The organism is Bowdeniella nasicola (assembly GCF_900107735.1).
GTDB lineage: Bacteria > Actinomycetota > Actinomycetes > Actinomycetales > Actinomycetaceae > Bowdeniella > Bowdeniella massiliensis.
In genome coordinates this window covers 15,116-38,294 of the sequence record NZ_FNQV01000001.1, presented here as the reverse complement: position 1 = coordinate 38,294, position 23,179 = coordinate 15,116, and the positions used below count along the sequence as shown (strand labels likewise).

At 63.4% G+C, this 23,179-nt stretch carries 29 protein-coding genes; 9 read left to right on the top strand and 20 right to left on the bottom strand.

Annotated elements, in window-relative coordinates:
• Nucleotides 1-18: 18 nt before the first annotated feature.
• Nucleotides 19-1,347: an AmmeMemoRadiSam system protein B gene (gene amrB, locus BLU67_RS00230; protein ID WP_092560813.1), complete on the top strand. Its 1,329-nt coding sequence runs from the start codon at nt 19-21 to the stop codon at nt 1,345-1,347.
• Nucleotides 1,344-2,369 (top strand): AmmeMemoRadiSam system radical SAM enzyme, encoded by a 1,026-nt coding sequence (gene amrS, locus BLU67_RS00225; protein WP_092560811.1) that lies wholly within the window; start codon nt 1,344-1,346, stop codon nt 2,367-2,369. Before amrB ends, amrS begins: the two co-directional genes overlap by 4 nt.
• A 1-nt stretch (nt 2,370) precedes the next feature.
• Here the strand turns inward: amrS and tpx are convergent, their stop codons facing one another.
• Entirely contained in the window at nt 2,371-2,868 is a 498-nt protein-coding gene (tpx, locus tag BLU67_RS00220; protein ID WP_092560809.1) for a thiol peroxidase, read from the bottom strand.
• 119 nt (nt 2,869-2,987) lie between these two features.
• Here tpx and BLU67_RS00215 point away from each other — a divergent pair, with 119 nt between their 5' ends.
• Complete coding sequence (locus tag BLU67_RS00215) at nt 2,988-4,040, top strand: DUF808 domain-containing protein (RefSeq protein WP_092560807.1); 1,053 nt, start codon at nt 2,988-2,990, stop codon at nt 4,038-4,040.
• Here the strand turns inward: BLU67_RS00215 and BLU67_RS00210 are convergent.
• Nucleotides 3,924-4,229, bottom strand: coding sequence for an AzlD domain-containing protein (locus BLU67_RS00210; protein ID WP_143027280.1), 306 nt, complete (start codon nt 4,227-4,229; stop codon nt 3,924-3,926). The two genes, BLU67_RS00215 and BLU67_RS00210, sit on opposite strands and share 117 nt — an antisense overlap.
• Nucleotides 4,226-4,939, bottom strand: coding sequence for an AzlC family ABC transporter permease (locus BLU67_RS00205; protein ID WP_261976977.1), 714 nt, complete (start codon nt 4,937-4,939; stop codon nt 4,226-4,228). The genes BLU67_RS00210 and BLU67_RS00205 overlap by 4 nt, the downstream gene beginning before the upstream one ends.
• Nucleotides 4,940-5,081: 142 nt before the next feature.
• Between BLU67_RS00205 and chaB the strand changes: the two genes are divergently transcribed.
• The 4 genes from chaB (at nt 5,082) to BLU67_RS00185 (ending at nt 7,418) form a co-directional block, all read left to right on the top strand.
• Nucleotides 5,082-5,309 carry a putative cation transport regulator ChaB gene (gene chaB, locus BLU67_RS00200; RefSeq protein ID WP_092560803.1) on the top strand — a complete coding sequence of 76 codons (228 nt, stop codon included), beginning with the start codon at nt 5,082-5,084 and terminating at the stop codon, nt 5,307-5,309.
• Between the two features lie 9 nt (nt 5,310-5,318).
• Complete coding sequence (locus BLU67_RS00195) at nt 5,319-5,846, top strand: type 1 glutamine amidotransferase domain-containing protein (RefSeq protein ID WP_092560801.1); 528 nt, start codon at nt 5,319-5,321, stop codon at nt 5,844-5,846.
• Between the two features lie 115 nt (nt 5,847-5,961).
• Complete coding sequence (locus tag BLU67_RS00190) at nt 5,962-6,933, top strand: diaminopimelate dehydrogenase (RefSeq protein WP_092560799.1); 972 nt, start codon at nt 5,962-5,964, stop codon at nt 6,931-6,933.
• Complete coding sequence (locus BLU67_RS00185; RefSeq protein WP_222842302.1) at nt 6,933-7,418, top strand: DUF4442 domain-containing protein; 486 nt, start codon at nt 6,933-6,935, stop codon at nt 7,416-7,418. The genes BLU67_RS00190 and BLU67_RS00185 overlap by 1 nt, the downstream gene beginning before the upstream one ends.
• On the opposite strand, the gene BLU67_RS00180 is transcribed toward BLU67_RS00185, so the two are convergent.
• Entirely contained in the window at nt 7,410-8,072 is a 663-nt protein-coding gene (locus BLU67_RS00180; protein ID WP_092560797.1) for a response regulator, read from the bottom strand. The genes BLU67_RS00185 and BLU67_RS00180 overlap by 9 nt on opposite strands.
• 10 nt (nt 8,073-8,082) lie before the next feature.
• Nucleotides 8,083-9,342, bottom strand: a complete 1,260-nt coding sequence (locus BLU67_RS00175; protein WP_092560795.1) for a sensor histidine kinase — start codon at nt 9,340-9,342, stop codon at nt 8,083-8,085.
• A gap of 138 nt (nt 9,343-9,480) precedes the next feature.
• Here BLU67_RS00175 and BLU67_RS00170 point away from each other — a divergent pair, with 138 nt between their 5' ends.
• Together BLU67_RS00170 and BLU67_RS00165 are read left to right on the top strand one after the other, a co-directional pair.
• Nucleotides 9,481-10,128, top strand: coding sequence for a DUF4352 domain-containing protein (locus BLU67_RS00170; protein ID WP_092560793.1), 648 nt, complete (start codon nt 9,481-9,483; stop codon nt 10,126-10,128).
• Between the two features lie 61 nt (nt 10,129-10,189).
• Nucleotides 10,190-10,771 (top strand): TetR/AcrR family transcriptional regulator, encoded by a 582-nt coding sequence (locus BLU67_RS00165; protein ID WP_092560791.1) that lies wholly within the window; start codon nt 10,190-10,192, stop codon nt 10,769-10,771.
• Here BLU67_RS00165 and BLU67_RS00160 read toward each other — a convergent pair.
• The 15 genes from BLU67_RS00160 to BLU67_RS00085 all read right to left on the bottom strand — a co-directional run bounded on the left by BLU67_RS00160 (nt 10,741) and on the right by BLU67_RS00085 (nt 23,178).
• Nucleotides 10,741-12,123: an MBL fold metallo-hydrolase gene (locus tag BLU67_RS00160; protein ID WP_092560789.1), complete on the bottom strand. Its 1,383-nt coding sequence runs from the start codon at nt 12,121-12,123 to the stop codon at nt 10,741-10,743. The genes BLU67_RS00165 and BLU67_RS00160 overlap by 31 nt on opposite strands.
• Before the next feature lie 73 nt (nt 12,124-12,196).
• Nucleotides 12,197-12,580 carry a VOC family protein gene (locus tag BLU67_RS00155; RefSeq protein WP_092560787.1) on the bottom strand — a complete coding sequence of 128 codons (384 nt, stop codon included), beginning with the start codon at nt 12,578-12,580 and terminating at the stop codon, nt 12,197-12,199.
• A 66-nt stretch (nt 12,581-12,646) separates the two neighbouring features.
• Nucleotides 12,647-14,266, bottom strand: a complete 1,620-nt coding sequence (locus BLU67_RS00150) for an inorganic phosphate transporter (RefSeq protein WP_092560785.1) — start codon at nt 14,264-14,266, stop codon at nt 12,647-12,649.
• Nucleotides 14,267-14,433: 167 nt separating this feature from the next.
• Nucleotides 14,434-14,907 carry a SixA phosphatase family protein gene (locus BLU67_RS00145; protein ID WP_092560783.1) on the bottom strand — a complete coding sequence of 158 codons (474 nt, stop codon included), beginning with the start codon at nt 14,905-14,907 and terminating at the stop codon, nt 14,434-14,436.
• 4 nt (nt 14,908-14,911) lie between these two features.
• Entirely contained in the window at nt 14,912-15,742 is an 831-nt protein-coding gene (locus BLU67_RS00140; RefSeq protein ID WP_092560781.1) for an ABC transporter permease, read from the bottom strand.
• Nucleotides 15,739-16,575: an ABC transporter permease gene (locus BLU67_RS00135; protein WP_143027279.1), complete on the bottom strand. Its 837-nt coding sequence runs from the start codon at nt 16,573-16,575 to the stop codon at nt 15,739-15,741. Before BLU67_RS00135 ends, BLU67_RS00140 begins: the two co-directional genes overlap by 4 nt.
• On the bottom strand, nt 16,568-17,506 hold the full coding sequence (locus BLU67_RS00130; RefSeq protein WP_176780634.1) for an ABC transporter ATP-binding protein: 939 nt from the start codon (nt 17,504-17,506) through the stop codon (nt 16,568-16,570). Before BLU67_RS00130 ends, BLU67_RS00135 begins: the two co-directional genes overlap by 8 nt.
• Before the next feature lie 50 nt (nt 17,507-17,556).
• Nucleotides 17,557-17,934 carry a nuclear transport factor 2 family protein gene (locus tag BLU67_RS00125; protein ID WP_092560777.1) on the bottom strand — a complete coding sequence of 126 codons (378 nt, stop codon included), beginning with the start codon at nt 17,932-17,934 and terminating at the stop codon, nt 17,557-17,559.
• 175 nt (nt 17,935-18,109) lie between these two features.
• On the bottom strand, nt 18,110-18,373 hold the full coding sequence (locus BLU67_RS00120) for a type II toxin-antitoxin system RelE family toxin (protein ID WP_092560775.1): 264 nt from the start codon (nt 18,371-18,373) through the stop codon (nt 18,110-18,112).
• A complete protein-coding gene (gene relB / locus BLU67_RS00115; RefSeq protein WP_092560773.1) occupies nt 18,374-18,598 on the bottom strand; it encodes a type II toxin-antitoxin system RelB family antitoxin in 225 nt (74 codons plus the stop codon). It abuts the gene before it with no gap.
• Nucleotides 18,599-18,720: 122 nt separating this feature from the next.
• Entirely contained in the window at nt 18,721-19,767 is a 1,047-nt protein-coding gene (locus BLU67_RS00110; RefSeq protein ID WP_092560771.1) for an LLM class flavin-dependent oxidoreductase, read from the bottom strand.
• Between the two features lie 4 nt (nt 19,768-19,771).
• Nucleotides 19,772-20,161 (bottom strand): YchJ family protein, encoded by a 390-nt coding sequence (locus tag BLU67_RS00105; RefSeq protein WP_092560769.1) that lies wholly within the window; start codon nt 20,159-20,161, stop codon nt 19,772-19,774.
• A 9-nt stretch (nt 20,162-20,170) separates the two neighbouring features.
• Nucleotides 20,171-20,599 carry a pyrimidine dimer DNA glycosylase/endonuclease V gene (locus BLU67_RS00100; RefSeq protein ID WP_092560767.1) on the bottom strand — a complete coding sequence of 143 codons (429 nt, stop codon included), beginning with the start codon at nt 20,597-20,599 and terminating at the stop codon, nt 20,171-20,173.
• 61 nt (nt 20,600-20,660) lie between these two features.
• A complete protein-coding gene (gene thrS / locus BLU67_RS00095; protein WP_092560765.1) occupies nt 20,661-21,893 on the bottom strand; it encodes a threonine--tRNA ligase in 1,233 nt (410 codons plus the stop codon).
• A gap of 529 nt (nt 21,894-22,422) precedes the next feature.
• The gene (locus tag BLU67_RS00085) at nt 22,423-23,178 is read right to left on the bottom strand and encodes an iron ABC transporter ATP-binding protein (protein ID WP_092560763.1); all 756 of its coding nucleotides are present in this window, start codon (nt 23,176-23,178) and stop codon (nt 22,423-22,425) included.
• Nucleotide 23,179 lies beyond the last annotated feature (1 nt).

The window sequence follows — 23,179 nt, the reverse complement described above, 5'->3', positions numbered from 1 at the left end:
GATGTGGAGGGATCCGCAATGTCGCACGTACGCCCACCCGCGGTCGCGGGGTTGTTTTATCCAGCTGACGCTCGCGAGCTCGCCGACTCGGTTGATCGAATGCTCGCGGCTGCCCCCGAGCCCGATGCCTACTCGCGCGTGGTGATCGCGCCGCACGCCGGCCACATGTATTCCGGCGAGATTGCCGCCTTCGCTTATCGCCAGCTTGACCCTGCCACCTCCCGGATCGCGGTGCTTGGTCCATGTCATCGAGTGGGGATCGACGCGATGACGCTCACCGGGGCGAGCGCGCAGCGAACGCCGCTAGGTGAGCTGCCTACCGATACCGAGTTGACGCAGCGGATCGCAGCAATGACCGATGTCATCGAGGCGCCTGTCGTCCACGCCCAGGAGCATTCGATCGAGGTCCATCTGCCCTTTATTCAGCGTCGCTTTGGCACCGATACGCGGGTGTTACCGATCGCGGTGGGACGGACCGATCCCACGTTTGTCGCCGATGTCATCGAGGAGATCCTCGCCGAGGACGACACGGCGATCATCATCTCAACGGACCTGTCACATTACCTTCCCGAAGCCGACACACACCAGGTTGATGCGGCGACGATCGGTCAGATCCTCGAGATGTCCGGCACCATCACTGGGTTTCAGGCGTGTGGTTGTTACCCGGTGAGCGGACTGTTGGCCTATGGCCGGCGAGTCGGACTTCGCGGCAGTGTGCTCGCCGCCGGTACTTCGGCCGATACATCCGGTGACTCCTCCCGCGCCGTCGGTTATGTCGCGATGGCGTTCTCGTCCTCGCCGGCAGACTCCGCCCTTCCGGCGCTGGCGTATAACGCCATTGCACGCCAGCTATCTGCGCCCGAGATCGACGTGGTAGGAAGCATTCCGGAGGGACTCGGGACGAGTTTCGTGACGCTCAGCGCCTTGGGTCGATTGCGCGGGTGCATGGGCGGCCTCGTGGCGGTACGAGAGCTTTCCGAGGACATCGCCGCCCATGCCGTGGCGGCCGCATTTTCTGATCCGCGCTTTCCCCCGCTGTCCAAGGATGAGCTCGCCACGCTCGATATTGATGTCTCGGTCCTGTCGCCACCGAGCCCGCCTTGCACGTTTGAAAGTGCGACCGAAGCGTGCGCAGCGCTGCGCCCGGGTGTTGACGGCGTCATACTCTCCTACGGGCCGCATCGCGCGACGTTCCTTCCCCAGGTGTGGCACCAACTGCCGCAACCCGAAGTTTTCCTGCGCCACCTTTTGGCCAAAGCCGGTTTGGATCCCGAGTCGTGGCACGACGACATCGAGGTCTCAACGTATACGGTGACCTCCCATGAGCTGAAAGCCAGTGAGCGATGAGTGCGTCGGCGAGATGGTGGTCGAGATCGGATGATGGGCGCGTCCGATGCGAGGTTTGCCCACGGTATTGCACATTGCGGGAAGGCCAGCGCGGGTACTGCTTCGTCCGAATGAACGTCAGCGGCCAGCTGGTCCTAGATACCTACGGCCGCTCCTCCGGCTTTGCGATCGACCCCATCGAGAAAAAGCCGCTCAACCACTTCCTGCCGGGCAGCCGAATCCTGTCCTTCGGGACCGCCGGGTGCAACCTTGGCTGCAAGTTCTGCCAAAACTGGACGATCTCGACCTCACGGCACTTTGATTCCCTCGCCTCCGTGGCAAGCCCGAGCGACATCGCCGAGGCTGCGCTCGCGCACGGCTGCACCGCTGTCGCGTTTACCTACAACGATCCCGTCATCTTCGCCGAATACGCGATCGACACGGCAGCCGCCTGCCGCGAACGCGGAATCCGTCCCGTCGCCGTGACCGCCGGCTACGTCTGTGACCCACCGCGCGAGGAGTTCTTCGCCGCGATGGATGCCACCAACATTGACCTCAAGGGCTTCACCGACGACTTCTACCGCAAGATCACCGGTGGCCGCCTCGCCACCGTTTTGGAGACGCTCGAGCACGTGGCAGCGACCTCATGCCACCTGGAGATCACGACCCTCGTCATCGAAGGCCACAATGATTCTGATACGGAGTTCGCCACCATGTCGCGCTGGATCGTGGAGCACCTTGGGCCAGACATCCCGCACCACTTTTCGGCCTTCCACCCCGACCACCGGATGCGAGACGTTCCGCCCACGTCACCGGCGACATTGTCCCGCGCACGCCAGATCGCGATGGATGGCGGCGAGCGTTTCGTCTACACCGGTAACGTCTATGACCCGCGCGGCCAGTCCACGTTCTGCCCGGCCTGCGATCACCTCGTGATCGAACGAAACCGCTACCGTCTGGGCAGGATCGACCTGTCGATCGCCCCCGACGGCAGCGGTTCGTGCGCCGCGTGCTCGACTCCCATCCCGGGAGTCTTCGCGTGAGTTAGTTCAGCGCCGCAAGTGCCGCGTCATAATCGGGTTCTTCACCGATTTCTTCGCTGAGATTGGTGTAGCGCACGATCCCGTCCTCATCGACCACGACGACGGCGCGGGCACACAGCCCGGCGAGCGGGCCATCGACCTGCTCGACGCCATAGTCCTTAGCAAAGGAGGAGCGGAAGGTCGAGCCCGTCACGACGTTGTCGATCCCTTCGGCGCCACAGAAGCGCCCGAGCGCGAACGGCAGGTCCGCCGAAACGCACAGCACGACCGCGTTATCGAGGCCGGCCGCGCGCTCGTTAAACGTGCGGACCGAGGCAGCGCACACCCCGGTATCGACCGACGGGAAGATGTTGAGCACGACGCGCTTGCCGGCGAAGTCTGAGAGCGTAATCGATTGGAGGTCGGTGCCGACGACCTCGAAAGCGGGGGCAGGAGAGCCGACGGCGGGAAGCTCGCCAGAGGTCTGGACGGGGTCACCTTTGAAAGCAGTTGTAGCCATGTGGCCACGGTAACAGTCACCGCACCGCGGCGGTAGGTGGGCGCAGTGAACGCTCACCGCATACAGTGTCCCTAAGCGGCATTTTCGTCGCCTTCCTGAGGACCGATAAGGGGTATCCCATGAGCGGCGGACTCGTTGCGCTTCTAGATGACATTGCCACCCTCGCGCGTGCCGCGGCCGCGAGCATCGACGACGTTGCGGCCGCCGCGGGCCGTGCAAGCGCCAAAGCTGCGGGCGTCGTCGTCGACGATACGGCGGTCACCCCGCAATACCTCGAGGGCATCAAACCCGAGCGAGAGCTGCCGATCATCAAGCGCATCACGATCGGCTCGCTGCGCAATAAGCTCCTCATCATCCTGCCCATCGCCCTCCTGCTCTCGCAGTTTGCGCCATGGGCCCTGACCCCGATCCTCATGCTCGGCGGCTCCTACCTGTGCTTTGAGGGGATGGAAAAGGTCTGGGAGAAGATTTCGGGGCACGGCGACGATCACGCCACTCCGGTGATCGCGCGCGGGCCCGAGGCCGAGGACCAGATGGTGAAATCGGCGGTCCTGACGGATTTGATCCTGTCCGCCGAGATCATGGTCATCGCGCTGAACGAGGTGGCAAACGAACGCTTCGTGGCCCGCACCTTCATCCTCATCGCCGTCGCCATCTTCATTACTTTCCTCGTCTACGGCGTCGTCGCCCTCATCGTGAAAATGGACGATATCGGCCTGGCGCTGACGAAGCGCGAGTCGCCTCGCACCCAGAAGTTTGGCCACTTCCTCGTCGCCGCTATGCCGAAGCTACTCACGACGATCGGCATTATCGGCACGTTCGCCATGATCTGGGTGGGCGGCCACATCATCTTGGTCGGACTGAACGATCTAGGCTTCACGCCCCCGCACGGCTTCGTCCACCACATGGAGGGCTACGTCTCCGGGATCGCGGGCGTCGGCGGCTTCCTCGCGTGGGTCGTCAACACAATCTTCTCCCTGCTCCTCGGAGCGATCTGGGGCGCGATCCTCGTGGCCGTCATGCACGTTATGCCGTTCGGCCGCAAAGAACCCCCGTCAGCCGATAACCAACTCCACCAGCCACACGGCGGCGGCAGCGCCGAGCGCCACGGTGATCAGGGAGCGTCGAGCGAGCGCGAGACTCACCGCGACGATGAGTCCGAGGCTCGCTGACAGCGGGGATTGCGTCGCGAAGAAAATCGCGGGAATCGTCATCGCCGTCAGCACCGCCCACGGCACGTAAAACAGGAATGATCGAATCCACGCCGAATCGATCTGCTTGCGCATGAGCACAAGCGGGGTGGCACGCAGCAGGTAAGTCACTCCCCCGGTGACGGCGATCGCGAGGGCGAGATAGCTCATGCGCGCCCCTCCGATACAGGCCGGATGCTCGCGCCAATGGCTGCGGCCACGCACGTCGCGATAATGATGCGCCAGCCGACCTCCAACTCACGCAGACCGGGGAGGAAGGCGAGCGCAATCGAAGCGGCGGCAGCGATCGCCATGACGACGCGGACGTCCCCGGACTTTCGAGCCGGCGGCACGACGATCGCAATGAACATCGCGTACAGCAAGATGCCCGCGGCGCTTTGCACGCTGGCAGGAATCACCTCACCGACGTAGGCGCCCGTGAGCGTGCCGCCCGTCCAGCCCAGGATCGGCAACACCATAGAGCCAAGGAAGTACGCAGCGGTGATTGGCGTGCGGGAAATATTGAGCGCGTAGATCTCGTCCGTCACGCCCGCGGCCATGAGGAGCCGCGTGCCCGTGGAGACCTTGGCCGGCAGGCGCTGGGCCAGCGACACGCTCATGAGCAAATAGCGCAGGTTCACGATGAGTGTCGTCGCGGCAAGCTCAACGAGGCCACCCCTGGCCGCGATGATCGTGATCCCCGCGAACTGGCTCGTCGAGGACATCGACGTCGCAGAAAAGATCGCCGAAGATAGCGGCGGCAGCTGGCCTTGCGCCCAATACAGCCCGATCGCGAGCGAGACCGCGAAATAGCCGAGCCCAATCGGCAGTCCCCCACGTAGCCCGCGCCGCAACTCGGCTCCCCGCATTCGCTCACCCACGCCGCCAGTTTACGGCGATTATTCCCGCATCTTGGCCAGTCCAGTCGGTGGACAGCTGCGGCCAAGAATCCGCGCACAGGATCCAGCCTTGAGCGCCGGCTCCCACCAGGCGAGGCCAGCGGTGGCCGTCTACGGTGGAGCTATGCCGTATGAGAAGAACACGGAACTGCCCGATGGCGTGCAGAACGTCCTACCGGCGCACGCCCAGACCATTTACCGCGAGGCCTACAACAGCGCCTTCGATCAATACTCCTCCCCCGACGATCGCGACGGGGATGACTCCCGCGAAGAAGTCGCGCACAAGGTCGCCTGGTCTGCCGTCAAGCAGACATACACGAAGGGCGACGACGACAAGTGGCACAAGAAATAAGGAGCCGCCATGACTGACCTGACCGGAAAAACGATCGCCTTCCTCCTGACCGACGGCTACGAAGACTCCGAACTGACGAGCCCGTGGGACGCCGTCGTTGAGGCCGGCGGAAAGGCCGTCCTCATCGCCCCCGAATCGGGCGAACTCGAGGGCAAGAAGGGGCACAAAGCGAGCGTCGATATCGTCACCTCCGATGCCAACGCCACCGATTATGACGCGCTCATGCTGCCGGGCGGCGTCGTGAACGCGGACCACCTGCGGATGGATGAAGCTGCGGTCGATTTCGTGCGCGGCTTCGTCTCGGATGCCAAGCCGATCGGCGTGATCTGCCATGGCGGATGGATCCTCACCGACGCCGAGGCCGTCGACGGCAAGAAGATGACGAGCTATGCCTCGCTCAAGACGGACCTGAAGAACGCCGGAGCCTCCTGGGTCGATGAGGAGGTCGTCGTCGATGGCGGCCTCGTCTCCTCCCGCACGCCCGACGATCTGCCGGCCTTCAACCGCGAGTTCGTTGCGGTTGTAGCCAAGGCTTAACCCGCTCGAGCTGTCCGCCGCGCCCGAGGCTTGGGCCGCGGCGGACAGTGCTGTGCGGCAGCGGCCCTGGCGCGTAGGGTGACACCCAAGGAACCCACGGATTGAGGAGCAGGCAATGACACAGCAGGAAACGATCCGCGTCGCAATCGCCGGATACGGCAATCTCGGTCGCAGCGTGGAAGCCATCGTTGGCGCCCAGCGGGACATGGAACTCGTCGCGATCTTCTCGCGCCGAGACTCCCTGGAGACCGCGAGCCGGGTGATCCCGGCGGCGGATGCGCCCGCCCACGCCGATGAGATCGACGTGCTGTTCTTGTGCCTGGGCTCGGCCACCGATATCCCCGAGCAGGCGCCCGGCTTCGCCGAGCATTTCACGACGGTCGACACCTACGACAACCACCACCTCATTCCCGCCCACCGCGCTGCGATGGATGCGGCGGCCCGCCGCGGCGGCAGGCTCGCGGTCGTGGCAACGGGCTGGGACCCCGGGCTGTTCTCCCTCAACCGAGTCCTCGCCGGGGCGCTATTTCCCGCGCCCCAGCAGCACACGTTTTGGGGCACGGGCGTCTCGCAGGGGCACTCGGATGCGGTGCGGCGGATCGCCGGGGTGCGCAAGGCCGTGCAGTACACGATTCCCAGCGGCGAAGCGATCGAAGCCGCGAAGCGGGGCGAGGCCGCCGAGCTACGCGCCACTGACGCGCACATTCGCGATGTGTACGTCGTCGCAGACCCGGGTGAAGAAGATCGGATCGAGCGCGAGATTCGGACGCTGCCCGATTACTTCGTCGGGTACGACACGCGCGTGAGCTTCATCGACGACGCCGAGTTCGACGCGCGCCACACCGGAATGCCGCACGGTGGCCACGTCATTACCTCCGGCGACCTCAACGGTTCCCACAGCGCCGTCGAGTTTTCGCTGGAGCTCGGGCGCAACCCGGATTTCACCGCCGCATGCCAGGTCGCCTATGGCCGAGCGGCGGCGCGGCTGGCTGCCGCCGGCGAAACCGGGGCACGCACCGTGCTGGAAATCCCGCCCTACCTGCTTTCCCCCACCGGCCTCGATGACCTCGTCAAGGGATACGTCTAATGCGCTTTCCCACCTATCAGGACCTCGACGAGTTGATTAAGCGCCCCTCGATCACCCGGCGCGTGATGAACCTGTGGCCGCCGTTTGCGGGCGCCTCGATCTCGATTCGCCATATCTCCGAGGACTTTCGCCACGTCAGGGTGCGGCTCGCGCTGCGCAAGCTCACCGCGAACTACCTCGGGACGCTGTATGGCGCCTCGCTGCTGTCGATGACGGATCCCTGGTGGGTCATGATGCTGGCTCGCAACCTTGGGCGCGGCTACCAGGTGTGGGATAAGTCGGCGCAGATCGAATTCATTGCCAAGGGCAGGGGCAACGTCTACGCGGAGTTTCGCCTCAGCGAGCAGACCCTGGCCGAGATCCGGGAGGAAACGCGCGATGGCGCGAAGCACCTGCGCTGGTTTACCACCGACATTCGCTCCGCGAGCGGCGAGCTCATCGCGCGGGTGAACAAAGAGGTCTACGTCCGCGAGCGCCTACCCTAGCGCGCGCGTGACCTCGACGGCGATGAGGACGCGGTTATCGACCTGGAGCTTGTCCTGGATTGCCGACAGGTGCGTCTTGACCGTCGAGGCGCTGAGGTAGAGCTCGCCCGCAATCTCGGCGTTCGAGAGTCCGCCGGCGACGAGTTTGGCGACGTCCAGTTCGCGGTCGGTCAACTGAGCCAGGGCACGCTGGGCGGCCTGGCGCCGGGCGCCCGTTTCGTCCGCACCGATGTAGTGCATGAGTTGCCGGGACGTGCGCGGGGACAGGGTCCCCTCGCCAGCCGCGACGTCCCGAATGCCCTGGATGTAGCGCTCCGGATCCTCGGATTTCAGCAAGAAGCCGATGGCACCGGCGGCCGCGGCCCGCACGGGCTCGTCAGCGGTTTCCACCGTCGTGAGAATGAGGACCTGCGGCGGATCGGGCAGGGCTCGAATGTTCGTGGTTGCGGTGATGCCATCCATCTGCGGCATTTGGATATCCATGAGGACAACGTCGACGCGGTGAGACTGGACGGCGGTAATTGCCTCGGCCCCGTTATGAGCGGTGGCAACGACCTCGATCTCGTCGCGGGCGGCGTGTTTCAAGATGAAGGCGAGGCCGCTGCAGACGGCCGGATCGTCGTCGACAATGAGGACTCGGATCGGGGCACGCATACCGCATAGGCTACCCCTGCCACGGCAGGAATACCCGCACCGCAAAGCGCTTGTCGCCTCGGTCCATGGTGGCCCAGCCGCCCAGTAGCTCGGCGCGTTCGGCCACCCCGCGCAGGCCCGAGCCGGGACCTGCGGGCGCGGCGCTCTTGACGACATCATTCGTGACGTCGATTGTCACGCCCTGGCCCGGCCCGCCCTTGACGCTCAGCCAGACTCGGGAGCCGGGTGCGTGGCGTGCGGCGTTGGTGAGGAGTTCTTGCACGATCCGGTAGGCGGCGCGCACGAGGGTGGCGCTTGCCTTGTCCGGGTCCGAGATGCTGACCGAGGAACTGCACTGCTGTGACGCGGCCAGCAAGTCATCGGCCAGGTGCGCAATGTCTGAAAGGGAGCGAGGCGCGGTGGCTGCCGAGTTGGCAGCGAAGGAGCCGGGCTGTCGCATCAGGCGCACGAGCGAGCGCAAATCGTCGACCGTTTTCTGCGTCTCGGTCCGTACCAGCGTCGCATTGTCCGCGAGCTCCGGATCCGCGTCCTTAGCTGCCAGTTCCAAACCGCTTGCGTACAGGTGGATCATGGACAGCCGATGACCGATCGCGTCATGAACCTCGCGGGCGATCGCTTCGCGTTCATCCTTCAGCTCAAGTTCGGATACCACCCGCTCGGCGTGAGCCCGCTCTTGGCGCAGTTCGCCCGAGCGCGCGGCAAGCTCTCGGGTGGTCGCGGCGTTGTGTCCGAGTGCGATCGGGGTGAACGTGAAGAGCGCGAAGATCAGGACTGCGGAGGCGAGCGAGAACGGCACCGGATCCGTCGGCGCGAAATCAGGCGATGATGTGGCGAGCATCCGGATCACCGACGATCCGTGCAGGGTGCCAAGCGAATCACGCACGATCCAGCCAAGCGTTCCAACAACGTGAAGCGCTGCGGCCTTCAGGCCATCGGAGCGGCTCGTGCGGCGCAGATATGCGGGCAGCACAAAAGCCATCACCGGGCCAACGGGAAGCACGAGCTGGAACAGGCCGATAAGCCAGACCACGCGATCGCTGCGGTGCCGCCACCACACCATGACCGGCAGCACGAAGACGAGGGCGAAGGCACACACGAAGCTGATCGTCGCGAGCCACTGGATACTCGCAGGCCAGGCGGTTGCTTCCCACCGGCCCTGCGCCGCGCTCACCGCAAGAACGGTCGTCACGACGGTGCCCGCGGTCACGGCAACGGACCACATCACCGCATTCGTGCGGGAGCGGGCAGGCAACTCGGCAACCATCGACATACCGAGAGGGTATCGCGAGGTGCGGCGAGCCCCATCGGCCGATTGGCCAACCGGTTATGTCCACTCGGCTGATCCCCCAGCGTTGTCGGCAGCCAATGATGAGAAGCGTCAATTCCTGCGAAACCAAAGGAGCGCTCCATGAGCACGCCACAAGCCCCCGCCCCCGCGACCGAACCGAAGAAGCAGAACTGGTTCGCGCGGCACAAGATCCTCACGGCGATCCTCGCCGTCATTGTCCTCGCGATCATCGGCAGCCAGCTGACCGGTACAAACGAGGCCGCCACGACTCCCGCGAGCACGACCGCCCCGGCGGAAACGAGCGCGGGTGGTGAGGCGGGCTCGTCGGATAACTCGCAGGAAACGACCGACGAGCCCGCCGAAGCCGAGGCCGCACCCGGAATCGGCGATACGATCACGACCGGCGCCTTCGAGATCACGATTACCAAGATCGAGCCGGGCATCAGCAAGGTCGGGCCCTCCGGCTTTGAAGAAAAGGCCCAAGGACAATTCGTCAAGGTCTTCGCAAGCGTGAAGAACACCTCCAACGAGGCGGAGTACTTCGTCGAAGGCGAACAAAAGCTCATCGATGATTCCGACCGCCAGCACTCGACCTCTTCCTCATCCATCTACCTGGACGAATCGCACCTGCTGTTCACCGAGATCAACCCCGGAAACACGGCTGAAGGTGTCATGCTCTTCGATATCCCGACCGACGCCAAGCCTGTCGCCATCGATCTGAAGGGCGGAATCTTCGGCTCCGCGACGCGGGTGTCGCTGCAACCGTAACCGCGCACCCGTTACGCGCCCGGGCCTTTAAGCGAGGTCCGGGCGCGTTTATGGTTGAGGTATGACGAGCCGGGACCCTGTAAGCACGCGCCTGTTGGATGCGGCCGATTCCATTCTGTTCATCAACGGCCCCGTCTCTACCCGGGTCGAGGAGATTTTGCAGGAGGCAGCGGCATCACCCGCGAGCCTTTATGCCCATTTTGGTTCCAAGGATGGACTCATCGTCGCGGCACTGCAGCGGCGGCTGGAGGTCTGGGATCGCGCGTGGAGCGAAGCGATCATTGCGGCGCCCACCCCAGAGGACAAGCTCCTCGCGATCTTTCCCGCGCTCGCGACGTATCAGCGCGAGTACCTGCGTGAACGCTGGTGCGCCTTTTGCGCCACGACGGCAACCTACCCACACCCCGGCGCCGACCTCGATGAGGTCCTGGCCGCCGAAGACGCGCTCTTGACCGGACGGCTATGCGAGCTCGCCCAGCCGATCGCGGGTGATAACGCCGCCGATCTCGCCGAGCTCATCGAGGTCGCCTACTGCGGAACCCTCACGCTCATGCTGCGCGGGAGCGACGAGGTGGCCGTCGAGCGCGGTTGGCGCGCCGCCCGCACCCTCCTTCAGTCTTTCAATGCCTCCCAGGCACGGTAGCTGCCCTTCAACTCAGTCACGTCAAAGCCCGCCCGGCGCAGGGCCGCGGCAGCGACTGCGTTACGCACGCCGGTTTGACAGTAGGTCACAATGCGGCCGGTGCGCGAGAGTTCCGCCGTCTGCCACAACACCCGCGCGGCACTGAGCTGCTTGGCGCCGGGAATATGCCCTGCGGCGTATTCCGTTTTATTTCGCACATCCAACAGCAGGTCATAAGAAGCGCTGTCCAGGTCCTCGGGGTCAAGAACCTCAGGCGTCACCTGTGGCAGTCCCGCAAGGCTTGTCACATATCCTGCGACGTTATCCACTCCGACTCGCACCGTGTGGTTCCACAACCGCTGGGCCTCCTCCTGGTCGGCGGCAAGGAGAATGAGCGCTGCGTCATCGGCTTCCGGGTCGAAGGCCCAGCCTGCGTAGGTGGCAGGTTTTGTGGCCGGGATATTGAGGGAGCCTTTCACCGTTGCCTGATGCACGGCATCGGCGCTTCGCGTGTCGACTAAGACATGGCTGCCGTCCTCCAGCGCGTCGGCGGCCTCTCGAGAACCAAACTCCCGAAGTGGCGCACGCTGTCCGAGGATTGCAGGACCAGACCGGTTCTGCCGCTTCATCCGGCCAAAATAGGCGTGGGCATCGGGTTGTCCCTCGAGCAGCTCGGCAACGAAACCCGCTTCGTCGCCCTTCTTCACGTAGTGCGCCCACCAGGCGAACGTCTTTTCGTAGCCGACGGTGGTGAAGGGCACGGAGCCGAGCGCCTTGCCGCAAGCGGAGCCTGACCCGTGGGCGGGATAGACCTGCACGTAGTCAGGCAGGGTCACAAACGAGCGCTGCAGCGAGGCAAAGACCTGCCGGGCGCCGGCAAACCTCGTGTCGATGCCCCCGGCAGCTTCATCCAGCAAATCGGGACGACCGAGGTCTCCAGCAAAGACGAAGTCACCCGTAAAGAAGTAGGCCGGCTCATCAGCGAACGCGCCGTCGGTAAGAAGGAACGATAGGTGTTCGGGAGTGTGCCCCGGGGTGTGGACAGCCTTGAGCGTGAGGTTGCCGATGGAAATCTCATCGCCATCGAAAATCCGGGTGCCCTCGAACTCGTACTGCCAGTCCTCACCGCCCTCCCCCGAAACCAGCACCTGCGCACCGGTCGCCGCGGCGAGCTCACGAGTGCCGGACAAATAGTCGGCATGGATGTGGGTTTCGGTGACATGCGTGATGCGCATGCCATTGCTTTCAGCGAGCTCGAGGTAGTCCGCGATATCGCGGCGGGGATCAATGACAAGGGCCTCGCCCTTGGCTTGGCAGCCAATGAAGTAGCTTGCCTGCGCGAGATCCTCATCGTAGAGACGTTCCAACAGCATGACTTCTCCTTGGGGTAGCTCAACACCCCTCACGATACCCCAGGGGGTATAAATGCGCTAGCGTCGTGCCGCGCTATGACCCGTGGAAACTGCTGTTAGTCGTCCAGCCCGTATGCCAGCTGTGGTGTGGCTCGTAGATCACCATTGGGCGCGATCCTGGGACGTCGACCATCGCCACCCGCCCATAGGATGCCTCGCGAACCTCCCCAATGAAGGTGGCACCCTTCGAGGTCGGCTCGGCGATGGGCAGGTGGATGTCGTCGCACATGAAGCAGATTTGATGCCCGTCGCCCTCGGAGGGCTGACCCGGGTGGACACCGAGTTCGCTTGGGCCGGTAGAGAAGATCAACCAGTCGTCGCCTTCGACAACGAACGGCATTTCAAGCACGTCTCGAAAGAACGCCAGGGTCGCGGGCGGGTCGGCGGAATAAATCATGGTATGAACCGCTGCGATCACGTGGTCACCTTACCCGCAATTCGCGCGTGCCCGTAGCTGGTTCCAACATTCGTCGGAAAATCCTCGTTAAAAGAGGATTCGTAGCAATACCAAGGTGAGTGCAGAAACAGCTGCCGCCGCCGGAAGCGTCACGACCCAGGCCATACCGATCGGCTTCATGAGGCGCCAGTTGGTCGCCTTGTTTGCCAGACCGATGCCCAAGACAGCTCCGATCAAGATGTGTGTGGAGGAGACGGGCAGTCCCAGCACCGATGCCAGCATGACCACCACTGCCGCAGACAGCTCGGCCGAAAAACCGGAAGAGGGGTGCATCTTGGTCAGCGACGTCCCCACGGTGCGGATGACGTTTCGGCCGATAAACCACAGTCCGACGACGAGCGCAACGCCGAAGGTCACGAGAGCCGGCGTCGGCACGGCCGCAGTTGACTCAATCTGACCAGTGCGCAGGACATCCAGGATTGCGGCGAACGGGCCGAGCGCATTTGCGATGTCATTCGAGCCGTGCGAGAAGGCGAATCCCGCAGCGGTGAAGACCTGCATCCAGGAGAAGATGAGGAACGTCGTGCGCGAGAGCGATTTGCGCTTCATCGAGCGCACGAAGATCAGCACCGCCATCCACACGGCGGCCCCGACCATCCCCATGATGAGGACGTAGTTCATCGAGGAAATCTCGAGCTCGATGTTTTCCAGTCCCTTGAACAGCAGCATGGCCGCAAGGACGAGCGCGCCGACCGCCGCAAGAACCGGCACCCAGGTTTCTAGTGCGCGATGAGCGTCGATGCTCTTGGCTTCACGGTCGAGCTGCTCCAGCTCACGGTAGTAGTCGGACTCGAGATCCTCGATGTCGTAATCGTCGTGACGCACGACAGCCGCGTCGCGCGCGAGGGCGCCGGTGTAGGCCACCTGCTGAATTTCCGTCAGGCGCTCGAAGGCCTGCTTGTGTCGATTGCGGTGATCCTTACGCGCCTGCCGCAGCCGCGCGAGCGCCTCGTCGGCTTCGTCGTTGTACTGCAGGATTGACTTCTTCACCCACCGGTAAAGCAGGTAGGACACGAGGCCACCCAGCGCAGGCGAGAGCACCCAGGAGATGGCAATCTGGCCGACCTGGCTCCACTGCACCATTTCAAGCGGATTGTCCTGGCCGGTGACAAACCCTAGGGCTACCGCAGACCCGACGATGCCACCAATGATCGAGTGCGTTGTGGAGACCGGGTAGCCCATTTTCGAGGCAAACATGAGCCAGACGGCGGCAGCAAATAGCGCCGCCATCATGATGAGCATGAAATCGTGCGGCGCTACGTCAATGACCGACAGGTCCACGATGCCGCTACGCACCGTGTCAGTAACGGAGCCGCCGGCAATAACGGCACCGCCGACCTCGAAGACCGCGGCCACCAACAGCGCCTGCTTGATCGTGAGTGTTCCGGCGCCGACGGAGGTTCCGAAGGAGTTGGCAACATCGTTACCGCCGATATTGAACGCCATGAAGACGCCGAAGGCGGTGGCGAGCAGCAGCATGGGGGGGCTTGCTTCCACCCCGATGTACCCCAGGCCCCACCACACGAAAAGGATCGCTGTGAGGATACCGATGAGCGCGAACGATAGGTTCCAAACTCTGTTGGAACCCTCGTCGTCGATCTGGGTCGCCTTTTCAGCCGAAAACGGCCGGGGCGATCGACTAGCCATGTCACTCCTTGGCAAGGTCCGCTGGTCGTCTCTTGCACACTAACGCAGCGCGCCGAGGTGGTGCCAGGAAGTTCGTCCTCATCGCTTAATGGATTCACCACATTGCCAAACGATGTATGACCGAAAGGTTAACGGCAGGTTAACGCCTCGCGCATCTGGCGTGACTGCTACTCGCCCGGGCGGCCACAGAATTGAAGTGTCCCGTCATTAAGCCAGCGGTCACTTGAGGCATATTCGATGACCGCGACGGCCGAGGTCACCATCCGTACAGCTTGCCCCGTCAGCTGCGTCGCAAGATCTTCCAGCGCCGGGTTGTGACCAACGACAAGGACCGAGCCCGCCTCGGCGATGCCTGCGATGGCGCGCTTAAGGCTCGCACCCGAGAACGTGTAGAGCTCTTCGCAGGTGCGCACCGGAGCTGGCATGTCCCACTGAGTAGCGATGAGTCTCCACGTTTCTTGCGCACGCAGCGCTGGCGAGAGAGCGACAAGGTCGACGTCGAACGCCTGCTCGGCGAGCCACGTCCCCGTGTGGGGAGCCTGCCGGCGTCCCCTGGATGCCAGCGGCCGATCGATGTCGGGCACGACGAGGTCCCAATCGGATTTCGCGTGGCGCACGAGGATCAGTTTGCTTGCTTCCATACCCCTAGCGTAGGAAAAGTCGGCGAAGCCTGAAGGTCGTCAGCACGAGGCCAGCGAGAGTCATGATGACGAAATAGCCGATGTGCAGGGGCGTTTGGGCAGTAAAGGCGCCAACCGAGAGCTGGCGCATGAGCTCGACACCGTGCCACAGCGGGAGCAGCTTGATGACCGTTTGCACGCCCTCGGGGTAGACCGAAATCGGGTAGAGCGTTGCGGACAGCAGGAACATCGGCAGCAGGATGAAGTTGATGAGATCCATCTGCTGGAACGTTTTCATGAACGAGGTGATGCCCATGCCGAAGCTGGCAAACCCAAAGGCCACCAGCACCGCTGCGGGGATCATCAGCAGCGGCCAGAAGCCGCTAACGATACCCATCGCGTACAGCACGCCCATGAACCCGATCGAATAGAGGAAGCCGCGAAACAGTGCCATGACGATTTCACCGATGGCGCCGTCGAGCGGCCCGAGCGAGGTGGAGACCATCGCCTGATAGAGCTTGGCGTAGTGGAGTTTGAAGAACACGTTCCACGTCGAGTCGAATATCGCGCCATTCATCGCGCTCGTGGCCAGGAGCGCCGGAGCGATATAGGCGACGTAAGGCACCTGCACTCCCCCGGGACCATCGACCGTGCCGACGAGCGAGCCCAGTCCGTAGCCCATGGCTAGCAGGTAGAACACGGGCTCGAAGAATCCGGAGATCAAGATGAACCAGTTGGAGGTCATGATGACCTTGAAACCGCGCTCCAGCACGGCACGGGCGTTTCCGGAATAGAGCCCCCGCAGGGGGCGCGGGCGCTGCAGTCGTTTTACGATGAGGTTCGTTGGCGTCGTCATGAGGTGAGTCGTTTCGAATACGAGCGGGCGGCGGCAACAATCCCCACGCCAATGCAGGCCGCCAAGAACGCCACGTGGACGGCGAGCAGCCAGCCGGAAATTTCCTTACCGTAGGCGGCGAAGCGCGCGAGTTCGGCGCCATGCCAAATCGGCGAGAGCCACCCGATCCACTGCAGATAGGCCGGCATGACCGACAGCGGGAAGAACGTGCCGGAGAACAGGAACAGCGGCATGACAACGAAGCGCTGGATTGTGGAGAACTCGGTTCCCTCGGTCTTCAGCGTCGCGGCATAGGCCTGCAGGGGCGCACCGAAGGCGAGCCCAGCAAGCGGACCAATGATGAGCAGCAGCGGCCAGGTCGCGGCGAAGTTGTAGCCGAAGAGCCACATGAGGCTCGTCGTGATCGCCGCCTGGAGCACGAAGCGGAACGCGACCGCGAGCAGGTGACCAAACGAGACGTGCCAAGCGGCCAACGGCCCGGCGTGCGGCGCAAAATAGTACCGCTGCCAGTTAAAGCCCGACATCACGGGATAGGTCAGTTCGGTAGCGCTGGATTGTACGGAAATCGACACGAGCAGCGCGGGCGCGACGAACGTCAGGTACGCGACGCTCTCGACGGTGCCGGAGGAGGCGTCCACGAGTTTGCCAAGACCGATCCCCATCGCGATGAGGTAGAGCAGCGGCTGCCCGATGTCGGAGACGATGATCGGCCAACCATAGCGACGCATTTGCCGCAGGTAGTGCTCGGTGAAGTACCACCAGCCGAATCTCTTTGCGCGGCGCGCGGCCTCCATCGCGGAATGCGGCCGGCCCGTGTACACGGTGTCAGTCAATGAGGCTCCGACCGGTCAGGCGCAAGAAGACGTCTTCGAGAGATGAGCGGCGCACGAGCGATGTCGTGGGCGACAGGCCGCGAGCCGAGACCGCCTCGAGGACATCGTCACCGGAGTCGGCGTAGATGAGGATGCGGTCGGGCAGTACTTCGATGCGCTCGCCGATGCCGGCGACCTGGTCGATGATCTGCTCGGAGCGGCCCGCACCGAAGCGCAGTTCGGCGACTTCGCGCGAGGCGTAGGCGCGGATCAGTTCACGCGGGGAGCCTTCTGCCATGATGGCTCCGCGGTCGATGACGATCAGCCGGTCGCACAGCTGCTCGGCCTCGTCCATGAAGTGGGTCGTCACGATAAGGGTGACGCCCTCTTCCTTGAGCCGAAAGAGGCGATCCCACAGGATATGGCGCGCTTGCGGATCCAGGCCCGTCGTCGGCTCATCCAGCAGCAGCATGCGAGGCTCATTAATGAGCGACCGGGCGATCGTCAGGCGCCGCTTCATGCCGCCCGACAACTCGGAGACCTTCTTGTTCTTGCGGTCGGTCAGCTGCGCAAAGTCCAGCAACTCCTCGGCTCGCGGCTTCAGGTAGGAATACGGCAGGCCGAAGTAGCGGCCATAGATCACGATGTTCTCCCCCACCCGCAGCTCCTCATCGAGGTTGTCCTGCTGGGGAATGACGCCGAGGTGAGCGCGCACCTCGGGCCCGTGGGTCTCCGGGTCGAGGCCCATGACGGTTAGGTCACCACCGCTGCGCTGCAGTGTGCCGCCGATCATGCGCATCGTCGTCGACTTGCCGGCACCATTAGGGCCAAGCAGGCCAAAAGATTCGCCGGCGGCGACATCGAAATCGATGCCGTCGACCGCAGTGAAATCGCCGTAGGTCTTGGTGAGGTTGCATGCTCGGATCACGGGAGCAACGGAGGGAAGGGTCACCTACGAAGACTAACTAGGACCTCGTTGCCACGCTAGGTGTTTTTGGCGGCCTAGCAGTCTGAGGCAGGCGTGCCCTGATGGAAGATGCACTGAGCGCTGTTCTCGCTGACTCGCCACAGCGATGAATGCCGGCTGTGCTGCTGTCCGAGCTGCAGGCGGTAGGAGAGCAGCACGATGCCGTGGGCGATCACCTGAGCCTCAGGCTCACTCAGGACAGCATCGGTCAGCGAGCTTTCTTCAGTCACCAGTTCGGCGATGATCTCGTCTCGGTTCCACCTTCTACCGGACCGTCCGATCTCGCGAAAGTCATCCGCCAGAAACTGACGGAAAAGCTCCGAGTCACGACGCACGCGAGGAGACAGTAGCTCTTCCTCGCCTCGCCAGGCGAGGGTGATGAGGCGATCACGCCCGCGAGACAACGCGATCATGGGCTGATCTTAGCTTCGAAACACGAGAGGGGTTCACATCGCGTATCCCTCGACTGGACCCTCGGTGTTCGGCTTCCAACCCGGGGGCGGAGCCACGCGCTCGGCGAAGGACTGCAGAATGTGCGGGTTGCAATCGATCCCGAGCTAGTTCGGGATTGCTTGAAGTACAACAACATCACTTGTAGATGTCGCGTCGATGCCCGATTTCGATCGCGAGCACGATAAGTTCAGACTCGCGAATCTCACAGAGCACCCGGTAATCGCCCACGCGATAACGCCATTTTCCCGACAAACCCGCAGTAAGGCTCTTACCCTGCGAGCGCGGGTTGTCGCAGCCGTCGATGTTCTTATTTAGCCATGCCACGATGACGCGGCGGACACCTGGATCCAGCTTGCTTAGCTGTTTGTCAGCTCGTTGAGAATAGAACAGTCGCCACATTTACAGGTATTTCGCCGCAACCTCGTCGGCTGTCAACGTTTGGGGGTCAGCGTCGAATTCGCGCTTTGCATCTTCCCACGCGACCAGATCCAGCTCATCTTCGATGCGAGAGAGCGCCGCGGTGCGCACAAACTCAGAAATGCTCATGCCGAAGGTCTTTGCATAGTCAGCGAGCACTTGCTTCTCTGACTCTGCAAGACGCAGGGTGACGGTTGTAGTAGCCATGAACCCTCCTGTGTTACAGCGTAACACAGGAGCTCGAATTGCCTAGAGAGGGCGGAACAACACGACGAGATCGTCACGATCTATGACTTCCCAGTAAACGACCCTCCGTCATAAAGAGACGTTCAGTTGATTGCGTATCCCTCGACTGGCCCCTCGGTGTTCGGCTTCCAGCCCAGCGCCGGAGCCACGTGCTCGGCGAAGGACTGCAGGATGTGCAGGTTGTAATCGACCCCGAGCTGGTTCGGGATCGTGAGCATGAGGGTATCGGCGCTCATGACGGCCGCGTCGGCCTGCAGTTCTTCGATCAGCTGGTCGGGTTCGGCGGCGTGCGTCTTACCAAAGGTGGACTTAAAGCCGTCGATGATACCGATCTGGTCACTTGAGCCCTGGCCGCGCACTCCAAAGTAGCGCTGGTCGGTTTCGTTCATGACCGGGAAGACGGAGCGACTCACCGACACTCGCGGCGTGCGCTTGTGGCCGGCCGCCTTGAATGCGGTGCGGAAGCGCTCGATCTGCTCGGCTTGCAAGTCTGCGAAGGCGTCGCCGGTGGCTTCGGTCAGCAGCGTGGAGCTCATGAGATTCACGCCTTGCTCGGCTGCCCATTCGGCGGTTTCGCGCGTGCCGGCGCCCCACCAGATGCGTTCGGCCAGGCCTGGCGAATGCGGTTCGATACGCAGCTTTCCTACCCGGCCAAACTGTGCCGGGTCCGCGTCGGCGAGACCTTGTCCCTTGATCGCGCGCAGGAACAGATCGAACTTTGGGCGCGCAATATCGGCGCCACGGGGATCGGTGGAACCGGTGTAGCCGAATGCTTCCCAGCCCCGCAGCGCAGGCTCCGGAGACCCTCGGGACACACCAAGGGCGACGCGACGGTCAGCGATGAGATCGAGAGCGGCAGCTTCTTCGGCGAGGTAGAGCGGGTTTTCGTATCGCAAGTCGATCACGCCGGTGCCGACCTCGATGCGCTCGGTGCGCGCTGCGATCGCCGCCAATAGTGGCATGGGCGAGGCCGCCTGTCGCGCGAAGTGATGGACGCGGAAATAGGCGCCATTGACGCCAATCTCGTCTGCTGCGACGGACAGTTCAATCGCCTCGTGCAGCGCTGCACGTGCGTCCGGACCGCCATGGCCGCCATAATGGCCAAAACTTAAGAAACCGAAACCTCTCATACGTTTACCTTATGGGATGGGCATCCAGATACACCCAGTTGCGCCCCCGGCGAACGAAGTGCGAGAGCTCGTGGAGCTCACCGGGTAGGCCGCGGTCGGTGAAGTGCGCGCGGAACTCCACGAGGCCCTCCTCATCGTCGGCTCCCCCATCGCTCGTCGAGAGGATCTCAAGGCCCGTGAACGTGGGGCCGTCCTCGTCAATCGTGGCGGGCCGGGTGCGCGGATGCCAGGTGCGATAAACGTAGTTGGGGTCGCGCCTGGCGTAGGCGCTGTAACGCGAGCGCATGAGCTCTTCGGCGGTCTCGGCGGCGCGGGCACCATCGTGCAGGGGTTCACAGCACTCGGCGTAGCGTTCGCCTCCGCAGGGGCAGGGACGGGTATCACTGGTGGGCATAGGCACAGCCTAAGCTGGGCGCTCCCAGGAGGCGATCGGGCCGGCAACGATGTCAAACATGTCGTGCGGTCGAGGCTCCAAAGCTGACACACGCTGCCAGAGCTCGGGGCTGCGAGCAGTGAGCTTGGCTAACAGGTGCTGCCACTCGTAAGCGAGTTGGCCGTCGGTTACCGTCAAGCGGATTTCGTTGGCGGGCAGGTGGAGCCGTTCGCGCGCGAAGTGGTAGCCCCGCCGATCGGCCTCATCGGCCACGAAATGCAGGTACGTCGCGATCGCGTTGAGTGGTTCGGGACAGTCGCGAAACCGTTCGAGCTGCGGATGGTTGCGGTAGCCACGCGTCTGGCCGGCGAGGACTTTTTGGGCGAGCAGCCCCTCGCGCCAGAGGGCAAGCAAACCCTGGCGGTCGAGCAGGCTGGGATGCAGCGACCATAGCCTCATCACGTCCTCCGTTCTTGGTTCTGGCTTGTCACGCTATCGAAGGCGAAGTTCTCGGGCGAGTTCACCACTGCACGGCGATCCGATCACGATGCGCCGCAACCGCGCGCTGCATCAGCTCGTCGAGGCTCACCTCGTGCTTAGATCCGTCGTTCGGATCGGTGATGTGAACCCCTCCGCTCGCTATCTCCTTATCCCCCACCACAGCGATGAGTGCGGCCCGGCGTCGGTAGGCTTCGCGGATACGCTTGCCGAGGCTGCCCTCGTGCTTGACTTCGACTCGCAGGCCCACGGCCCGTAGTGAGTCGACGACCTCTCGGGCTCGTGCGTCGTGAGCCTCACCTACCGGCAGCACTTTGACCTGGATGGGGGCGAGCCAGAGCGGCAGCCGACCTTGGTAGCGCTCTAGGAGCGCGGCGACGACGCGTTCCATCGCTCCCACGGTGCCTCGGTGAATCATGACGACTCGCTGCGCGCTACCGTCGGCTCCCTGATAGGTCAGGTCGAAGCGTTCGGGCTGGTTGAAATCCAGCTGGACCGTCGCGATGGTCTCCTCGTGGCCGCGGCCGTCTCGCACTTGCAGATCCAGCTTCGGGCCGTAGAACGCAGCCTCGCCAGCGACCTCGAGATACGGCACGTCACTGCCCTCGAGGATGTCGGCGGCCGCGGCGCATAGCGCATCTTGGCTCATCTCCCACTGTTCGCGAGATCCGAGCCAACCATCACCATCGTCACGCAACGAGATTCGGACATAGTCGATCGGCAGGCTGAGGATCTCTTGGGCGCGAATGGCGGCCGCGAGCGCGCGCCGCACTTCGTCTTCGACCTGGTCGGGGCGGCAAAAGACGTGGGTGTCGTCGAGGTTGATCTGCCGGACCCGGCTGAGGCCGGAGACGACACCGGAGCGTTCGGCACGGAACATGGGAGCAAGCTCGTTCAAGCGAATCGGCAAGTCTCGGTATGAGTGCTGGCGGGAGGCATAGACCAGCGCGTGGTGGGGACAGTTTGCGGGACGCAAAATGACCTCGTCCTCGCCAAGGGGCATGGGCGCAAACATATCGTCGGCGAATTTCGCGAGATGTCCAGATTGTTCGTACAGCGAGCGCTTGCCAAGGACCGGGGTAAAGACATCGAGACAGCCGTCGGCGTGGGCGACCTCCTTGGCAAGACGCTGAAGTTCCTCGCGAATAGCAGCGCCGGCGGGAAGCCAGAGCGGCAACCCGCTACCGGCGAGCGGGTGAGTCGCATAAATATCGAGGTCGAGATTGAGGTCGCGGTAATTGAGCTTTTCTGACATGGGATCGTCCTTGAGGTAGTGAGGAGTCGATCCGTAGCTCAGTTACAGCAAAGCCCCGGATCGCTCCGGGGCCTGGTTGGGTGCGTGCTAGGACAGCAACGAGACGCCGGATGCTTCCGGCGTCGTCGTGACCTGGGCTAAGCGCATGGCCTTACCTTAGCAGCGAAAGATCGCCATTAGCCAGGACGGCTCCCAGCTGGCCTGGGCTCAGCCCGCGATCGGCATAGATGAGGCGGACCGCTGGACCGTTGGGGTTGCCGATGTCGGGCCCGCGGTAGCGCACCTTCAGGCCCGCGCGTTCGGCGACTCTTGCGGAGCCGATATTGTACTCAAGGAGCGAGGCGACTGGGCGATCGGGATCGGCCGCGAGCGCCCGCTGAACCGCATAGGCGGCAACCGTGCTCGCGATGCCCCGCCCGCGGGTAGTGCCGCCAGGTTCGCGGGTCGCTGTAGATTGCGTGGACCTTCGGCACGTCTTCGAGCGTCGGACGGTTCAGCTGGACGTCTCCCAGGAGCACGAGAGATCCTCTTAGTAGTAGTACGCCATCGGGCCCTTCGGTCCCTGCAGGATATCGACCTTGGTGTTGAAGACTCGGGTCAAGACGTCCTCACGCATGATGGCTTCCGGGGTGCCGAACTCGACGACCTTGCCCTCCTTCATCGCACAAATCCAATCGGAGTACGCGGCCGCGAAGTTGATGTCGTGCAGGACGATGAGGATGGTGCGATTGAGTTCGGTCGCGGCGCGCTTCAGGTGCTTCATCATGAGGACCGAGTGCTGCATATCGAGGTTGTTCAGCGGCTCATCGAGCAGGACATAGTCGGTGTCTTGCGCGAGAATCATCGCGACGTAGGCACGCTGGCGCTGGCCACCGGAGAGCTCATCGAGGTAGCGGTTTTCTAACGCTCCGAGCTCAAGGAAGTCGATCGAGCGCGAGATGATCTGCTCGTCCTCGCGCGTGAGTCGCCCCTGGCTGTAGGGGAAGCGACCAAAGCCGACGAGCTGACGAACGGTCAGCCTCGTGACGTAGGAGTTTTCTTGCCGCAGGATCGACACGATCCGCGCGAGCTCCTTCGACGACGTGCACGAGACGTCCTTGCCGGCGACTTCGATTGCCCCCTCATCCATTCCCATGAGGCGCCCGATCATCGTGAGCATCGTCGACTTGCCGGCGCCATTGGGTCCCACCAGCGCGGTAATACCGCCCTGCGGGATCGTGAGATCGACCGGGCCGATGCAGACCTCATCGGAGTAGTTCCGGGTGACGGTATCGAGCGTGATCAAG

Coding starts and splice junctions, on each gene's coding strand:
- amrB (WP_092560813.1), top strand. CDS start 19: ATGTCGCACGTACGCCCACCCGCGGTCGCGGGGTTGTTTTATCCAGCT.
- amrS (WP_092560811.1), top strand. CDS start 1,344: ATGAGTGCGTCGGCGAGATGGTGGTCGAGATCGGATGATGGGCGCGTC.
- tpx (WP_092560809.1), bottom strand. CDS start 2,868: ATGGCTACAACTGCTTTCAAAGGTGACCCCGTCCAGACCTCTGGCGAG.
- BLU67_RS00215 (WP_092560807.1), top strand. CDS start 2,988: ATGAGCGGCGGACTCGTTGCGCTTCTAGATGACATTGCCACCCTCGCG.
- BLU67_RS00210 (WP_143027280.1), bottom strand. CDS start 4,229: ATGAGCTATCTCGCCCTCGCGATCGCCGTCACCGGGGGAGTGACTTAC.
- chaB (WP_092560803.1), top strand. CDS start 5,082: ATGCCGTATGAGAAGAACACGGAACTGCCCGATGGCGTGCAGAACGTC.
- BLU67_RS00195 (WP_092560801.1), top strand. CDS start 5,319: ATGACTGACCTGACCGGAAAAACGATCGCCTTCCTCCTGACCGACGGC.
- BLU67_RS00190 (WP_092560799.1), top strand. CDS start 5,962: ATGACACAGCAGGAAACGATCCGCGTCGCAATCGCCGGATACGGCAAT.
- BLU67_RS00185 (WP_222842302.1), top strand. CDS start 6,933: ATGCGCTTTCCCACCTATCAGGACCTCGACGAGTTGATTAAGCGCCCC.
- BLU67_RS00180 (WP_092560797.1), bottom strand. CDS start 8,072: ATGCGTGCCCCGATCCGAGTCCTCATTGTCGACGACGATCCGGCCGTC.
- BLU67_RS00175 (WP_092560795.1), bottom strand. CDS start 9,342: ATGTCGATGGTTGCCGAGTTGCCTGCCCGCTCCCGCACGAATGCGGTG.
- BLU67_RS00170 (WP_092560793.1), top strand. CDS start 9,481: ATGAGCACGCCACAAGCCCCCGCCCCCGCGACCGAACCGAAGAAGCAG.
- BLU67_RS00165 (WP_092560791.1), top strand. CDS start 10,190: ATGACGAGCCGGGACCCTGTAAGCACGCGCCTGTTGGATGCGGCCGAT.
- BLU67_RS00160 (WP_092560789.1), bottom strand. CDS start 12,123: ATGCTGTTGGAACGTCTCTACGATGAGGATCTCGCGCAGGCAAGCTAC.
- BLU67_RS00150 (WP_092560785.1), bottom strand. CDS start 14,266: ATGGCTAGTCGATCGCCCCGGCCGTTTTCGGCTGAAAAGGCGACCCAG.
- BLU67_RS00145 (WP_092560783.1), bottom strand. CDS start 14,907: ATGGAAGCAAGCAAACTGATCCTCGTGCGCCACGCGAAATCCGATTGG.
- BLU67_RS00140 (WP_092560781.1), bottom strand. CDS start 15,742: ATGACGACGCCAACGAACCTCATCGTAAAACGACTGCAGCGCCCGCGC.
- BLU67_RS00125 (WP_092560777.1), bottom strand. CDS start 17,934: ATGATCGCGTTGTCTCGCGGGCGTGATCGCCTCATCACCCTCGCCTGG.
- BLU67_RS00120 (WP_092560775.1), bottom strand. CDS start 18,373: ATGTGGCGACTGTTCTATTCTCAACGAGCTGACAAACAGCTAAGCAAG.
- relB (WP_092560773.1), bottom strand. CDS start 18,598: ATGGCTACTACAACCGTCACCCTGCGTCTTGCAGAGTCAGAGAAGCAA.
- BLU67_RS00110 (WP_092560771.1), bottom strand. CDS start 19,767: ATGAGAGGTTTCGGTTTCTTAAGTTTTGGCCATTATGGCGGCCATGGC.
- BLU67_RS00105 (WP_092560769.1), bottom strand. CDS start 20,161: ATGCCCACCAGTGATACCCGTCCCTGCCCCTGCGGAGGCGAACGCTAC.
- BLU67_RS00100 (WP_092560767.1), bottom strand. CDS start 20,599: ATGAGGCTATGGTCGCTGCATCCCAGCCTGCTCGACCGCCAGGGTTTG.
- thrS (WP_092560765.1), bottom strand. CDS start 21,893: ATGTCAGAAAAGCTCAATTACCGCGACCTCAATCTCGACCTCGATATT.